This window comes from Desulfobacter hydrogenophilus (assembly GCF_004319545.1).
Classification (GTDB): domain Bacteria; phylum Desulfobacterota; class Desulfobacteria; order Desulfobacterales; family Desulfobacteraceae; genus Desulfobacter; species Desulfobacter hydrogenophilus.
In genome coordinates this window covers 3,418,268-3,433,113 of sequence record NZ_CP036313.1, presented here as the reverse complement: position 1 = coordinate 3,433,113, position 14,846 = coordinate 3,418,268, and the positions used below count along the sequence as shown (strand labels likewise).

Genomic DNA, 14,846 nt, shown 5'->3' with positions numbered 1-14,846 from the left:
AAGAATTAACAGCGCGGTTAGAACACTTCCATAACAGAGGAAAACCTTTGAAATTGGGTTTCTCTCGGCAGATTTTTTTCTTTAAGCCGTTCAATTATGGATGACGTATTAAAACGCAGATAGGGGTTTACCTTAAATTCATCAGACAGACGGGAAACAACATGGTCCGGATTGTATGCAGCCGTGTACTCGTTTAAATTCGGGTTATCCGGTTCAATAATTTTGGCATATTTCAAAGAGTCAAGAACATAATCGTGTCCGGCATACACCAGGGTATCCCCCGGCAGTGCCATCAACTGCTTTAAAGAGTTAAAAAAGGCTTCAAGGTCGCCTGAAAAACAATTACCAACCGTGGCATTAAACAACGTGTCACCGGTTACAATAAAGCCACCCCCTTTGAAACAAAGCGATTCCATTGTATGTCCGGGTGTCAGCATCACCTCAAGTCCGGTTGCGTTTTTCAGGTCAAGAACCTGACCATGTGAAAGCGTTGTACAGTCAATAAAACGCGCTTTCGTCATTTTAATAAGAGCATTGTTTCCCTGGGTGTGGTCGGCATGGGTGTGGGTGTTGGTGACAATATCAATGGGAATCTTTTTCTCTGAGGCAAATTTTACCATCTCATCTGGGGCCCCGGGATCAATGGCAATAGAGGAATTTTCACTGTAAACCAGATAACCCAGATTGTCCGCACCGTATTTAAACTGTTGAATATCCAAACACCCAGTCCTTTATCTTAAAATATTTCATCTTCATCGACATCTTCTTCAAAGGTACCTTCATCCTCATTTCGGCCCGGACTTTTGTCCATGGGTTCATCATCATACACGTCAATATCATCTTCATCCATGAATTGATCATCAAGCTGAACATCAAGCCCGTGATCATCAAAAATCATACTGATGGCCTCTTTGAGATTACGTTCAAAGCTTTCATTATAACCATCATCCTCATCTGCAGAAAACTCATAGATTTCATCGTGCTCTTCGATCAGATCCCTAAGATCAGCTTCCATTTCAGACCGGGCATAAAAATCGGCTTCATAAGCGTCAATAATATCTTCATACAGGTCATATAACTCAAGCGCCTCAACGGCATCAAAAATAGTCATTTTTTTTGCCATATTCAATCCCCCGGATTTTATTAGTTTCTATGTTAATAATAGTTTTATGATTGTCAAATTCCCAAACGCCATAATGTTGATCTCGACAGGCTATTACAGAATGTCCAACATGATTGCGCCTATACGGTCCTACTTTACTATTGCTTGATAAAGAAGGTTTTATTTTTTTTCAATCATAAAATTAAATCAGGCATAAAAAAACAGGTTTTCCCGGATCTGAAAAATAGGTCTGAAAGAACCTGACGGTGAGGCGATACAACAGTTAAGCGTTTATTTCACATGGCTGGTTCGATACCAACCAATGCAGCAAATCATTGTTTCTTATGGCATTCTGCACAAAGCAAGGGCCCCTTTCCTTTTTTCACATGACAGCTTCAGCACTGGGCATGAAAAGCATTGGCTAAGGGCATTGGGTTTTGCACTCCGACAATAAGACCGTGGCTTTCCGAACAGGGCGTATCCTCTCTGGATTCATCGGGCACAAGTTTCCCGTTTTCCCATGCATGATGGCAAACAGCACAATCATCTATTTGTGCAGCTTCATTATGTGAATCGTGATCAAACACCGCTGCAGGACGTCTCAGCCGGTCAAATGCTGAAGTGTCCATGCGGACAATATCCTCCCCGGCATCTGCCGGATAACTAAATACCATTGAGATCCCGCCACAAATAAAAAGTAGCCATGTAATCATCAAAATCTTTATCTTCATTTTATTTTCCCGGCACATAAGCCTTTTTATCCATGGTTTCAAAAATAATGTCGCTTAAAAATTTTACGTCCATGCCCAGCTCATAGTAGTGAACGAAATCTTCAAAGCAGAAATGACAATTATGACCTTAAATTTTTCTTTTATTTTAATCCGGCCGGAGGTGAACAGTTCATGGTAAAATTCAATGGCATGGACCACCTCCAATGGCGGCATGGACCATGAGACCCATCTGTTGCCCACGTCATAGATTGAACGAAATGCATGACCCCACTCGCCCATGACGATACGTTTGACATTTAAATCTGCGGTAGCCTCGTAAAAGATTTTGGTGATTCTGCCTGAAATTTCATTATTTCCTGTGTACATGGCCCTATTGGAGTTACCCCAGCCCGGGCGTGAGGGCATTGTCCAGTTTATTCCTGCGGCATGCATGATGACCGCAGCCTGATAAATCAGACCGGCCTGAAATTTTGGTTCGGGCGCAATGACAGAATACATGATATCCGCGCCTTTTTATCCAGGGGGATGCGAAAATTTTTAAATTCATCCCTGGCATCTTCCTCCTGCCACTGCAACGTGTCAATCCATTCATCCCTCCTTGACCCACATTTGATTCGAGGTGGCTGAATGGAAATTAACCGTATCCTGTATATACTGGGGGGGGTGTAATTTCAAGCTTGTGACAAATGCGCCGGACCAGCAGCATAAGATATGCGATATCAATTCCAAAGGGACAGTACATGGAACATCTGCGGCAGACATTGTATTCCAGATGGGCAATGCGTAAGGCTCTGCGCAAAAAATCCTTTGACACATGCCCTTTTTTCTCAAGCATTTCCCAGATGGTCTGCTTAACCTTGGCTGCAGGAGAAAACCTTGGGTCCCTGTCATTGGACAAGAAATAAGCGCAGGCATCGAAACAAAGCCCGCAGCGCATGCAGGTCTGAACATACGCCTTGAACCGGGCTCCAGTCTCTTCATGAAGCACCGGGTTGATCACTTTGGCTATTTTCTCCTGAGTAAGCCGTTCGAGCCCACCTTCTACGGCTGGGTCCATATTTTTTTTCTGATCTTTAGTCTCCATTAGGAATGGTATCCTGCATTATTATCTCCTCTAAAGGTATTTCGCCATTGTTGCATAATTACCAATCCTTTGGGTGCCGAACATTACCAAACTCAGATCCGGTATAGGCCCGGGTGAAGGGGGCAAACATCATATGGGAAAACCGTGAAAACGGAATCATGATCAACAGAAGCTCCCCGCACAGAGAATATGAGCCATCGTTACCCATCTGTATGCAAAGAACTGATGATAAACAAGAAATCCGGTGAAAAAGGGCAACAGCACCACGGCGATCAGCAAAAAATCTGGTGGCGATGTTAAAAATTTTACGTCAGGTACCATAATTCGGCGGCCGCAAAAAAATACCAGAGCGGCAATAACAATAGCGGTCAAAGCATCTGCAATATGGTCGTCGAATACAGCCAGGAGATATTAAAGGCTTCCTGCACCAGCACCAGGTAGGCGGATAGGAAGATGTGTTCTGCAAACAAAAGCAGATGAAGCAGATAGGACATGCCGTAAAAAAAAGGTTGCTGTCGGGTAGATCCCGAAAAAAAAGGAATCAGCCAGGCACCAATGGATCACCGCCACCCCATAGGTCTGACGATCAAGTCTAATAGCCCAAGTAAGGTTTTTACCACTGCTATCATAATTAATATCCCAAATATTAAAAAAATGTTCATTCCCCGGCACACCACTTTTGGCCACAGAAAAAAGTCCCTGGGAAAAAGCGTTCACATCTGCTGCAGCCGTGGATGTCACCAGAACCACGGCAGCAGCGTCACCCGTTTCACTTAAAGCCATCCCCGTTATACTTTCAAAAGTCGTTTCACAGGGTTCATCATTTACAGCCATGCCATATTCCGTGTCCTGCTGAAAAGCAATACTGACCTTTGACCCATCAGAATTCCACCGTAAACCCCAGATAAAATCGAACTGGTTAGACTAAAGCGCACCGTCTATGACCAGACCCACTGCTCATTTTGGCATACACAGGCGGCCAAGCGTTTATCAGGTAATGCTTTCAGGCTCCATGCCTTTTCATATTCATCTTCCCACAAGTTCCCGTTGACACAGAGACCAAAGACAGCCTTATCAATGTTAACAATACTTGCCAGGGACTCTGTCCATCAGCTGAAATACAAGAATCCTCCACCTATTTGTATTCCAATTCTAATTATTTAAATACAATCTCTTTGAGCGAGGTACTCCAATCCCATGATTGTTTGTCTTTCATTTTGATCTCCCACTTTGATTAGAACAACGGCCATGGCCGAACTCAAAATATAGAACACATTGAATTTTTAGATGAATTGTAACCAATCTGCGGCGTCTCACAAGAATTTAACCAATTATACGATCCAGCCTCACAATCGCGAATTGGCTCCGCCTCCAGTTTTAATTTTTTATGCGCCTTGCATCCGACAACTTCGATCCTATGCGGCTATCTTCATGCGCCCAGGTGAAAATCAATTTGATAGAAATTTTTTTTAAAACTATTTCTTTGCGCCTAAACATGAGATATTGTTTAGGCTATATTTACGAAAAAACTATTTACAACCTTTTTTTATGGATCTTTTATTTTGGTAATCTGTCAATGCCAAATAAAAAGCACCGACACAAAGCTCGGCGCAATGATAATGGTCTTCGGGCAAGGTCTGAAGATACTCCTTGACCATATCATCACTAATATTCCAAGCTTTATCAACGGCATGCCCCTGGGCCAAACGGACCACGGTATTGCAGCATGCTGCCGTATATACGCAACCGTCAAAGTCAAAGGAAATGGAACTTAAACAATTATTTTCGTCCACCATGATAAAGAACTCTACACTGTCTCCACACACCCCGGTCCGGGCCCCGTATCCATCGGGATTGTCAAGCCGCTCTCTGGAACCTGCTTCATAGGCCATTTCAATTAATGTAAGAGAGTGAACGTTCCAAAAATCCTGGCTTTCCATTAAAAAAAACTCCTTGAACTATATCTATTGTTTTATATAAACCTTGTTTTCATATGCTATATAAATACCATATTTCTATAAAATAAAAAACAGACCGGACAATAAATTCTGCCCGGTCTGTTTTTATTTTATAATTCTATATAGCGGTCTGCCTTGTATCGGCAAAAACAGCTACACCAGTAGGTTGTGCTTAAACCTCAGGTCTGGGGTAAAGCCCCGCAGCTTTGACCAGCTCAGGGACCTTTTGTTCCCATTCAATGGCCATAATATGGAAACCTTTTACGCCTTTGCATTCCTTGAGGCGTTGCATCTGCTCAATAGCCATCTTGATGCCTTCTTCGGCTTGTTTTTCTTTATCCACACCGGCAAGACGGTCGATAACCTCATCGGGTATATCCATACCGGGTACCTTGCTCTTCATGTATTTGGCCATACCAAGAGATTTCATGGGCGTAATACCGGCAAGGATCGCCACTTTCTCATCCAGGCCACGGTCAACCACCTGTTTCATCCACTCTTCAAACTTAGCTGTGTTAAAGATACACTGGGTCTGGATGAAATCCACGCCAGCAGCCACTTTCTTGGCCAGCCGCATAACACGCAGTTCAAAGGGATCGGCAAAGGGGTTGGCAGCCGCACCAATGAACATTTTGGGCGGTTCCGTGATATCTGCTCCCCCCTGGAACTTGCCTTCATCCCGCATATCTTTGACCATTTTAATCATGTTTATGGAGTCAATGTCATATACGGGCTTTGCCATGGGATGGTCGCCAAATTTGGGATGATCCCCGGACAGGCAAAGCATAGTGTTGCAACCAAGTGCATAAGCACCAAGAATATCAGCCTGCATGGCCAGCCGGTTTCTGTCTCGGGAGACCATCTGAATAATGGGGTCGAGTCCCATCTGTTTAATAACGACGCCGCCGGCAATGGAAGACATTCTGACCATGGCGGTCTGATTGTCAGTGATATTGATGCCGTCCACATAATCCTTGATCATGTTGGCTTTTTCTTTGACAATGTCAATATTGCAACCTCTGGGAGGACCCACTTCAGAGGTTACCGCCAACTGGCCTGAGGCCAGTACTTTTTCCAGTCTGCTTTCAGTTTTCATTATTCATTGTCCTCCGTAATTTTGGATGATGCCAAGTCCTCCCGGATAATTTTTCTGGGTCCGCCGCCTCCTGCAGGCCGCCAGTCCTTTGCCGCAACCAGGTCTTCATAGCGATCCTGAAGGCCCAGTTCAACCAGACGGTTCCAGATCAATTGCCATGCACAATCCACATCCGGGCTAATTTCACATTTTCCGTTGGACGAGCCGCCGCAGGGGCCGTTCATTATGCTCTTTGCACAACGAACAACGGGACAGATGCCGCCGGTGATCCCCAGCATGCAGTCACCACAACCCATACAGCGCTCGACCCAGATGCCCTGGCTTTCGGACGCGCCCATGAATGTGGTATTTACTGCCGGAAAAACCGGAATAGCATACTTGGCAGCAACGGTTTGAACGCCGCAGCCACAGGCCATGGAAACAATGGCGTCCACTTGGCCAGCCAGCTCTTCGAGCTGTGCAACATATTCCGGATCGCACTGACGTTCCAGAGTATGTTCCAAAACCTCTATTTTTTTTCCCTCTTTGGCGCTGTTCAGCCGAATTGCAGAAGACAGAAGACCGACCTCTTTTCTGCCGCCTGCTGCACAAACGGTAACACATTCGTTACAGCCGACCACAAGTATTTTTTCATAGGGCGCAATATACCCGAGAATTTCCTGCAGGGGTTTTTGTTCTGCTGTTATCATGTTTTAATCTCCAAAAGTTTTATATAAAAAAAAATAACCCGTTAAATCTCTTTCATATGGTAGACAAGACAAGCATATGCAACATATCATTAAAATTGCATTGACCACTTTTTTAAACGGCTTTGCTTGTTGCCTGACTGGCCGGGCTTGGCCCTAGGGCTTTAATCTTTTCTGTAAATTCTTCGGCAGCTTTGGCAAAACCTTCACCCATACCTGCGGAAAAATTCATCATGGCCACACGCTCCGGCTCCCAACCCAGATCTTCCAGGGTTTTTTTGATGCTTTCCACATGAGCTGCGGCATGCAGATTACCGTCTTTAAAATGGCAGTCCCCTTCCAGGCAGCCCGCCACATATACGCCATCAGCCCCTTTTTCAAGGGCTTTCATCAGGTGGATGGCGTCCACTTTGCCGGTGCAGGGCACACGTATAATTTTTACATTGGACGGATAAGAAATCCGTCTGGTGCCAGCCATATCTGCTGCGGTATATGAACAATAATGACAGCAAAAGGCCACGATTTCAGGCTCGAAATTACTCATTAGTTATAACCTCTCAAATAAACCATCAAGTTTAGCCAGTATCTGGTCGTCTTCCCAAGTCCTTAACTGAATGGCCTTAGCCGGACACTCGGCAACACAGATACCGCAGCCGCGACACTTGGCCGGATCAATCTCTGAGTGCCGTTCAGTATTTATAAAAGGAACATCATAAGGACAGGCTCTGACACAAATCAGGCAGACCGCACACTTGACCGGATCAACCGTGGCATAAGCAGCCCCCAGGGTAATCTCTTTATTGGCCAACATAGTTCTGGCTCTGCCTGCAACGGCATGGGCCTGGGTGATGCTTTCACGGATCAACTTAGGAGAGTGGGCCGTACCGGCCAAAAAGAACCCATGAAGCGCCATGTCAACGGGTTTGAGCTTCACATGGTCTTCCAGAAAAAAACCGTCTTCGGTTTTGGGCAGATCGAACAGACTGCATAGTTCTTTGTTGGTCTCCTCGTTAGCAACAATGCCGGTGCTTAAAACCACGCAGTCGGCTTCAATCTCAATGTCCTGTCCCAGTATGAAATCATGGGTACGAACAATAGTCTTGCCCGCTTCTTCCCGGACAACCGGACGGTGCTCAAGGTCAAAACGAATGAACTTCACACCTTTATCCCGGGCCATTTTGTAATAATCTTCATGGAACCCGTAAGTCCGGATATCCCTGTAAAGGACAAAAATTTCAATATCAGGATTGACTTTCAGAAGGCGCAGGGCATTTTTAACGGCTGCCTGACAGCAAATCCGTGAGCAATTGGGATTGTCCGCCTCCCTGGAACCGGCACACTGAATCATGACCACCTGTTCCATGGCCTTGATTTTACTTTCATCGTTTTCAAGGATGGCGTCAAGATCAAGCTGGGTCATAACCGTGTCAAGGTCGCCTAAGCCATACACGGCCGGACGGTTGGGTTTTGCGCCTGTAGCAAGAATGGTGATGCCATGATCAACCAGTACATGGGCGTCAGCGGCCACTTGTTTAATGCCGGTGGAAAAATTGCCAGGCACGCCGTTGTGATCTGCAATAACAGCGTCAGTATAAATTTTGATGTTATCATGAGCGGAGACCTTGGCCACAAGATCGTTGACAAAGGCTGCCACATCATCACCTTCGATGGTTTGGGACAGGTTAAGAGCCTGGCCACCAAGTACCTGGGCTTTTTCCACAAGATAGGTGAATGTACCCTGGTCAGCCAACTCAAGAGCAGAAGTCATACCGGTTACACCGCCGCCCACAACAAGTGCATTCTGACTTGTTGGAAATGTATTTTCAGCCAGGGGTTTTGCTTTTCTGACACCGGAGATACCCATCTGAACCAGCTTAAAGGCTTTTTCAAGGGATTTGGCCGGGGCGTCACTATGTGCCCAAGCATTCTGGTCTCTTAAGTTAACCATCTCAAGCAGGTAGGGGTTGAGCCCTGCGCGTCTGAGCATATCCTGGAACATGATTTCCTGAATCCTTGGAGAACCGGAACCAATAACCACACGGTTCAAGCCTTGTTCTCTAATCAGGCTTTCAATCTTTTCCATGGTCTCAAAGGAACAGCTCAGTTTAAACGCTTCTGCCACTGCCACGTCAGGATTATTTTTGGCCTTTTCCAAAATTTTATCAATATCCAGGGCCTGACCGATTTCACCGTCAGAGTCAACAACAAAGAAACCGATTTTGGGATCTTCTCCGTCAACATCTCTTTGTGGCGGATAAAGGCTGCCGGATTCATCAACCCACTCCTCACTATCTAAGGCCATACCAGCCATGGAGGCTGCACCTGACGCCTGGACCATGGTTTCGGGAATATCCTTGGGGCTTTCAAAAACACCGCAGACATACACACCGTCTTTGGAGGTTGTCACAGGATCGATGGTACCGGATTTGGCAAAATTGTGTTCGTTTAAATCAATACCGAGTGTTCCGGCCAGATCAATTGTTTTCTGGCTGGGTCTGAAACCGGTGGAGAGCACAACCATGTCAAATTCCTCTTTTTCCATGGCTGACAGTTCTTCTCTGGCATAGGTGATCTCAAGCGATTTATCAGGCAGTTCAATGACGGTATGGGGCTTGCAGCGGATTAAACGGATACCGAAATCTTCTTTGGCGCGGTTGTAGTACTGCTCGTAATCCTTACCAAAAGTCCGCATATCCATAAAGAAAATGGTGGTTTCAATATCATCACCAAAACGCTCCTTGGTCACCATAGCCTCTTTTAGGGCATACATGCAGCATACACTTGAGCAATAGGAAACGTCGTTTCGGTTAATGCCTCTGGAGCCCACACACTGGATCCAGGCCACTTTCTTCGGCCGCTTCTGGTCTGATTTTCTAACCAGATTGCCTTGAAAAGGTCCTGATGCGGACATAATCCGTTCATATTCAAGACCGGGAACCACATTGTCAAATGTTCCGCCGCCGTAATTATCCAGAACACTTGAATCAAACATATCTGCGCCCACACTCAGGACAACGGATGCGACATTGATCTGGATTTCCTGGTCACTGTCATCGGGCACAATGGCCCCGGCTTTACAGACAGCTTTAAGCGCCTCAACATCATCTATCTTTTCCATATCAATGGAATAAGCATAGGGTGTAGCCTGGGGATACCGCATACAGGTCGGTGCCCTCGGGTCAAGCCCCGGGTTAAACCGAACGGCTTCTGGAAATTTTTTCAAACACTCACCACAGGCTGTACATTTATCAATGTCAATGAATCGGGGAGCGGTTTTTAATGTGGCCGTAAAATTACCGGCCTCTCCGGACAGGCTGGTTAGCTCTGTCATGGTGCTGACCTCAAGAAACTTTTCCCTGGTTGTTGCGGACAGATGAGGAGAAACTGTACACAAATCGCAATTGTTGGTTGGAAAAGTGCGGTCCAGCTGGGTCATTAATCCACCAATGGCATAGTCGGAATCAATGAGCAGGACCTTTTTCCGGGACTCGGAAAGATCAAGGGCCGCCTTGATGCCGCCAACGCCACCGCCAATGACGAGCACGCGTTTTTCATCTTGTTTAATTTTTTGCATGTGTAACCTTAACGTTATCAGTTAATATCCATGTGTATCCATCTCCTGTAAACGTGTATCAAATACAAAACAGGCAATGGATGCTTTCTTGCCTAGATCATCAACGGATTGTGCCAATACCCTGCTGTACAGCGCTGCAGACAACTTTATATCTGTATGACAACGATGTAACAGCGAAATGGTCATAAAATTGTCGGCTGCGGGTATCACAAAAGGGACTATTGATATTTTCCAAAGAAATTATCGGAACAGCGAAATTCTTGAGATCAAGTTTTTTTCGAAAACTCATAGCCAATATCCCTATCTTATTTAATGCTGCTCGATCTGGCATTGAGCAGTCAAAATTAGGTACCCTCAAGGCACGGTGGAACTGCTATCTACCTATATTTTATTTAACCAAAGATTCTATAGCAGATAATAAATCACATGTAAAATGATTACTTATTAATGCTGTAGCCGCTTTGCAGATCGTTGTTTGAAGTACTACACCGTTGAAAAAAACAACAACTCTTTTGTATTTTAGATAGTTGCTTGTCAATTTCATCCATGTTGAAAAGACAAAAATCGCGATATGCGCATTATGGAAAAATAAGATGCTCTAAAATCAGCCCATAAAATTTTGAACCCGAGCCTTGTCCAGCAGGCAAAAAAATCCATCCAAGGTGAAAAGTACAATTACGGCATATGCCAATGCACCAGTCAAATCCCGGATACCATGTAAATTCGCTGGATGGAGGTGATTCTTGAAAACAACCGGACGCTTTGGTAAAACATCCGATCTCAAATACATGTCCAGCCGGATTAGCAAAGGTTTGAGAAAATCCCTGCCTTGTATGAACGGCAAATTCAGGTTTTGTCACAACTGCATTGCAGTTTTTACACAAAATAACCGGTTCTATCGTCGGTTGAACCCCAGGGGCACTTTTTTTCTGTGTTTGTCGGTCTGTCTTTTTACAGATTACATCCAGGACCATGTCAGTTTTTTTCTTTGTCTATATAATATAAGGTAGCACCCACCGGGGCAAATGAAAGGAAAATGATATTAACCCAAGGCACAAGAAACAACAACCCGAATCCAATATGAAAAAATAAATTTTTCTTTAGAAATTTAAACCGCTCTTTAAACGGCACCATGCGTCTGGCAGGAACAAGATCGGTATTGTCCCAGGCCAAAAAGATACCTGCCACCACAGATGACATGGCGATGATGATAAGGCTGACAGGTGTAAACAACCCGATAATCATCAGGACCACCGATATCAGTATAGGCACCACGGCTCTGGGGATTTCCTGACGAATCAGATACCAAAACAACCCGAATATCGATGTATGGGCACCCGGGAGTTCGTGTCCAAGCACCATGCTCTCTGTGATCCGGGACATATAATCCATGATGAAAACACAGAAAAGAACCTGGGAAATCAGATAGGCGGCCAGCATGGAAAACGCCATCAATAAAAATGTCAGAATCCAGGAAACACTTTGCCACAGCCAGATCAACCACCGGGACTCGGGCATTTGCCATATCATGGAAAAGATATCATTGTGCCAGTAAAGCACCATGCCAGACAAAACAAGGCTCAACAGAACAACCACCACAAATCTTATCAGTCCGAGCATTAAAAGAGATGGTGTTCTAAACGCCAGAGCAACGCCCTTGATATTATATTGAATGCCTGCGATCAATCCCATGTTGTTTTTCTCCTTTGTCGAGCTGGTCAAGCAATAATTTGCTTTCCTGATCTATTTTTGTTTTCCGATTGAAACATGCCGAAGCATGCGTATATTAACTATGAGTTTTTACTATATCTGGCTTTATTTTTCAATTTTACAAAAGGCATTTGCATTGAAAACAGTTTATGTGGATGGAAAATTTCTACCCTGGGACAAGGCGATGATTCCTGTGGATGATCTGGCTGTGCTCAGGGGGTATGCAGTTTGCGATATTATCAGAACAATCGGGGGTAAACCCTACTGCCTTGATGCGCACATTGACCGGCTTTTGTCATCGGCCACAAAAATCGGTCTGACACCGGCATGGACTAAACAAGAGATCAAGGAACTTGTTCTGAAAGTAATTGAAAAAAATACACATATGGATGAGGCTAATATCCGCATCCTTGTGACCGGGGGATCCAGCCCGGATTTTTTCAGCCCGGCGGATAATCCCAGACTGATTATTCTGGCAACTGATATTCCTGCCCTGCCTGCCCAGTGGTATACAAAAGGCGTCAAGGTGATCACCTTCTTCCAGCAGCGTGTGCTCCCCGATGCCAAGGCCACCAATTACATCCCAGCCGTTCTGGCCTTAAAAAAGGCAAAGGCCCAAGGTGCTGTGGAGGCGTTGTATATGACTCGGGACAACATGGTTCTTGAAGGCACCACCAGTAATCTATTTGCCCTGGTTGACGGTACCTTGGTCACACCTGAAAATGGGGTGCTCAAGGGTATAACCCGAAAAACCGTTCTGGCCCTTGGGGAAAAGCTATTTCCTGTCTCTGAACAGGATCTTTCCCTGGATACCCTGCTGTCTGCCTCTGAACTGTTCATCACCGGAACCAACAAAGGCATCGTGCCTGTGATCCAGGTAAATGACCATGTTATCGGCACCGGCCTACCCGGTCCCGGCACCAGGGCTTTAATTGAGGCAATGAAAAATCAGCAGGGTGGCACATCTAATTCATCGTCTGTTGTTTGACGGTAATATTAAGAAATGGGCAAGTTATTTAGGGCCCGTTCCTGAATGGATAATAAAATGACACAATTTTTTTCAGATCCGGGCAACACATTCCATGAAGTGATAGAAGAAACCGTAGATGATCCCAACCTCAATTTTCAGCAGGCGGAAGCCTTAGCAAAAAAAATTGCACAAAAAAAAAGCAAAAGTTGCATGATTCTGTCCTGGAAAAATGGAAAAACAGGCGAATTTTACCCCACCCGTGAATGCGGTACACAAAAAAAGCCTGCTTGGATTTATTATGCCCAGGTAAGGGGCGCTAATCTGACCATTAATATTAATAATGGTGAATATATTTTCATGATCCTGACAATTGAGGATTTCTGATTATTACTTCCTGGGGGGCATTGTAAATACCGGAAAATGCTTATGGGTTGCTGAGACATCCCAAGGGAACGGCTATGCCCTCCCCCCATTTGGATCGCTCTTTTTAATCTTCAACCTGAAGATTCATTCATTGCGCTCATGACGGGCCATTGGGGAAAGACGTTGCACAGGTACCAATACTTGCACCCATAAAAGTAGATGCGCTCATATTTTTTTTAACATCCTTGCTTTTGCATTCAGGACAAGTGATTCCCTTTTCTTCACTTGAAAAAACAACCCTCTCAAACTCTTTCCCACATTTTTTACACGTGTATTCAAAAATAGGCATGAATAAACCTCCTTATAGATGAAATTTTCATTCAAGTTATTCCCTTGAATTCGGTATCCCCCACTATCTTTTTACAATTTTTAAGAACTGTTCCCTAAAACGTTCTGCCCCACCCATGGCAGGATGCCTGACTTTTTCTGTTTTTATGCCCATGGTTCTAAGGGACCCATCAGCTTTATTGCCAAGCGCTATGATTCTCTTAAAATCAAATGCCTGTAAAAGTGCCTCAAGCACCTGTGCCCCGCCCATCATCTCAGTATTGGTCGGCGTCCTGTTGGACAATAAGCCTTTTGATTTTTTATATGGATGCCAGGGAAAGGCATTCCAGAGAACAAAATTCCTTGTGTCCAATCCCTCGCTGATCAACTTTCCCCAGACAATTGTTGCAGTAGGTTCGTTGAAACCATCCTTCTGCTTCTTCGTGTTGCTTGTCCTGTAAAGCGGTGATCTGCATACATGATAAGGTTCGATCCCTTGATCCGTCTTATGCCCAAGAATAATCCGTTCTGAGGTCATGGGAATACCTGTAAAATGACCGCCTTGATACCCCAACGCCTCTGCCAGAAGTAGGTATTCCGCATTTATACGTTCTTCCAGGTAACATTTCAGGTTCAACACTCTTTTCCCGGGAGCGGTTTTATCAATGTCATTTTCTTTATCCACCTCAACCCAAGGATTGAAAACCTGTTTAGCTGCAGGTTTATGCAACAGCTTAAAAAAATGGTTAATCATTCTCAATTGTCTCAATTCAAAATCTTCACCATACTAAAAATGGAAACCAGCCATAGAAAACGCTGTTTTGAGTTACGGATCACCAGTTCAAACCCGTCACCCCTTTGCCACGATGATGATTTCAGCAGGTGACGATATTGGCTGGGTAAAGAACGTGCTCGGGCACTCTGCTTTGCAAATAATTTTTCGATATCATTCTGCCCGGGCTCCTCAAAAAGGACGAAACGATAGCAGTCAATTTTTAGCTTCGGTTGAAAAAAAACAAGAGGATTAAAAAAAGTGTCACAAAAACGCCCTCTTCCTCTTCAATAAACTACAAAGGCTCCCAGCGAAAACACTGGGAGCCTCTATTTTTTTTGGTAGCGGGGGAAGGATTTGAACCAACGACCTTCGGGTTATGAGCCCGACGAGCTACCAGACTGCTCCACCCCGCAACAACGAGAGAGAATATAGATCAAAGGATCGTTTGAGTCAAGCACAATTTTTATCGA

At 44.8% G+C, this 14,846-nt stretch carries 16 protein-coding genes and 1 tRNA gene; 2 read left to right on the top strand and 15 right to left on the bottom strand.

Annotated features, from left to right (window positions below):
- Positions 1-17 precede the first annotated feature (17 nt).
- From EYB58_RS15320 to EYB58_RS15265, 12 genes are all read right to left on the bottom strand, one after another.
- Positions 18-719, bottom strand: a complete 702-nt coding sequence (locus EYB58_RS15320; RefSeq protein WP_111957370.1) for a hydroxyacylglutathione hydrolase family protein — start codon at positions 717-719, stop codon at positions 18-20.
- Positions 720-736: 17 nt separating this feature from the next.
- On the bottom strand, positions 737-1,123 hold the full coding sequence (locus EYB58_RS15315) for a hypothetical protein (RefSeq protein WP_111957372.1): 387 nt from the start codon (positions 1,121-1,123) through the stop codon (positions 737-739).
- A 374-nt stretch (positions 1,124-1,497) separates the two neighbouring features.
- Positions 1,498-1,833, bottom strand: coding sequence for a cytochrome c3 family protein (locus tag EYB58_RS15310; protein WP_163354435.1), 336 nt, complete (start codon positions 1,831-1,833; stop codon positions 1,498-1,500).
- Between the two features lie 63 nt (positions 1,834-1,896).
- Positions 1,897-2,331 (bottom strand): hypothetical protein, encoded by a 435-nt coding sequence (locus tag EYB58_RS24080; RefSeq protein WP_242637390.1) that lies wholly within the window; start codon positions 2,329-2,331, stop codon positions 1,897-1,899.
- Positions 2,332-2,467: 136 nt separating this feature from the next.
- The gene (locus EYB58_RS24075) at positions 2,468-2,917 is read right to left on the bottom strand and encodes a 4Fe-4S dicluster domain-containing protein (protein WP_242637389.1); all 450 of its coding nucleotides are present in this window, start codon (positions 2,915-2,917) and stop codon (positions 2,468-2,470) included.
- A 411-nt stretch (positions 2,918-3,328) separates the two neighbouring features.
- Positions 3,329-3,751: a hypothetical protein gene (locus EYB58_RS23255; RefSeq protein ID WP_163354437.1), complete on the bottom strand. Its 423-nt coding sequence runs from the start codon at positions 3,749-3,751 to the stop codon at positions 3,329-3,331.
- Between the two features lie 695 nt (positions 3,752-4,446).
- A complete protein-coding gene (locus EYB58_RS15295) occupies positions 4,447-4,857 on the bottom strand; it encodes an iron-sulfur cluster assembly scaffold protein (protein WP_111957376.1) in 411 nt (136 codons plus the stop codon).
- A gap of 190 nt (positions 4,858-5,047) precedes the next feature.
- A complete protein-coding gene (locus tag EYB58_RS15290; RefSeq protein WP_111957378.1) occupies positions 5,048-5,971 on the bottom strand; it encodes a methylenetetrahydrofolate reductase in 924 nt (307 codons plus the stop codon).
- Positions 5,971-6,660 carry a methylenetetrahydrofolate reductase C-terminal domain-containing protein gene (locus EYB58_RS15285; protein ID WP_111957380.1) on the bottom strand — a complete coding sequence of 230 codons (690 nt, stop codon included), beginning with the start codon at positions 6,658-6,660 and terminating at the stop codon, positions 5,971-5,973. The genes EYB58_RS15290 and EYB58_RS15285 overlap by 1 nt, the downstream gene beginning before the upstream one ends.
- Positions 6,661-6,772: 112 nt before the next feature.
- A complete protein-coding gene (locus EYB58_RS15280; RefSeq protein ID WP_111957382.1) occupies positions 6,773-7,201 on the bottom strand; it encodes a hydrogenase iron-sulfur subunit in 429 nt (142 codons plus the stop codon).
- 3 nt (positions 7,202-7,204) lie between these two features.
- Positions 7,205-10,231 (bottom strand): FAD-dependent oxidoreductase, encoded by a 3,027-nt coding sequence (locus EYB58_RS15275; RefSeq protein WP_111957384.1) that lies wholly within the window; start codon positions 10,229-10,231, stop codon positions 7,205-7,207.
- A gap of 975 nt (positions 10,232-11,206) precedes the next feature.
- Positions 11,207-11,923: an EI24 domain-containing protein gene (locus tag EYB58_RS15265; RefSeq protein WP_111957388.1), complete on the bottom strand. Its 717-nt coding sequence runs from the start codon at positions 11,921-11,923 to the stop codon at positions 11,207-11,209.
- 154 nt (positions 11,924-12,077) lie between these two features.
- Here EYB58_RS15265 and EYB58_RS15260 point away from each other — a divergent pair, with 154 nt between their 5' ends.
- Both EYB58_RS15260 and EYB58_RS15255 read left to right on the top strand, forming a co-directional pair.
- Positions 12,078-12,929, top strand: a complete 852-nt coding sequence (locus EYB58_RS15260) for an aminotransferase class IV (protein ID WP_111957452.1) — start codon at positions 12,078-12,080, stop codon at positions 12,927-12,929.
- Positions 12,930-12,986: 57 nt separating this feature from the next.
- The gene (locus EYB58_RS15255; RefSeq protein WP_111957390.1) at positions 12,987-13,295 is read left to right on the top strand and encodes an AF1514 family protein; all 309 of its coding nucleotides are present in this window, start codon (positions 12,987-12,989) and stop codon (positions 13,293-13,295) included.
- 136 nt (positions 13,296-13,431) lie between these two features.
- On the opposite strand, the gene EYB58_RS15250 is transcribed toward EYB58_RS15255, so the two are convergent.
- From EYB58_RS15250 to EYB58_RS15240, 3 genes are all read right to left on the bottom strand, one after another.
- Positions 13,432-13,623, bottom strand: a complete 192-nt coding sequence (locus EYB58_RS15250; protein WP_111957392.1) for an FmdB family zinc ribbon protein — start codon at positions 13,621-13,623, stop codon at positions 13,432-13,434.
- A gap of 63 nt (positions 13,624-13,686) precedes the next feature.
- Positions 13,687-14,355, bottom strand: a complete 669-nt coding sequence (locus EYB58_RS15245) for a uracil-DNA glycosylase (RefSeq protein WP_111957394.1) — start codon at positions 14,353-14,355, stop codon at positions 13,687-13,689.
- Between the two features lie 357 nt (positions 14,356-14,712).
- Positions 14,713-14,789 (bottom strand) — tRNA-Met (locus EYB58_RS15240).
- Positions 14,790-14,846 lie beyond the last annotated feature (57 nt).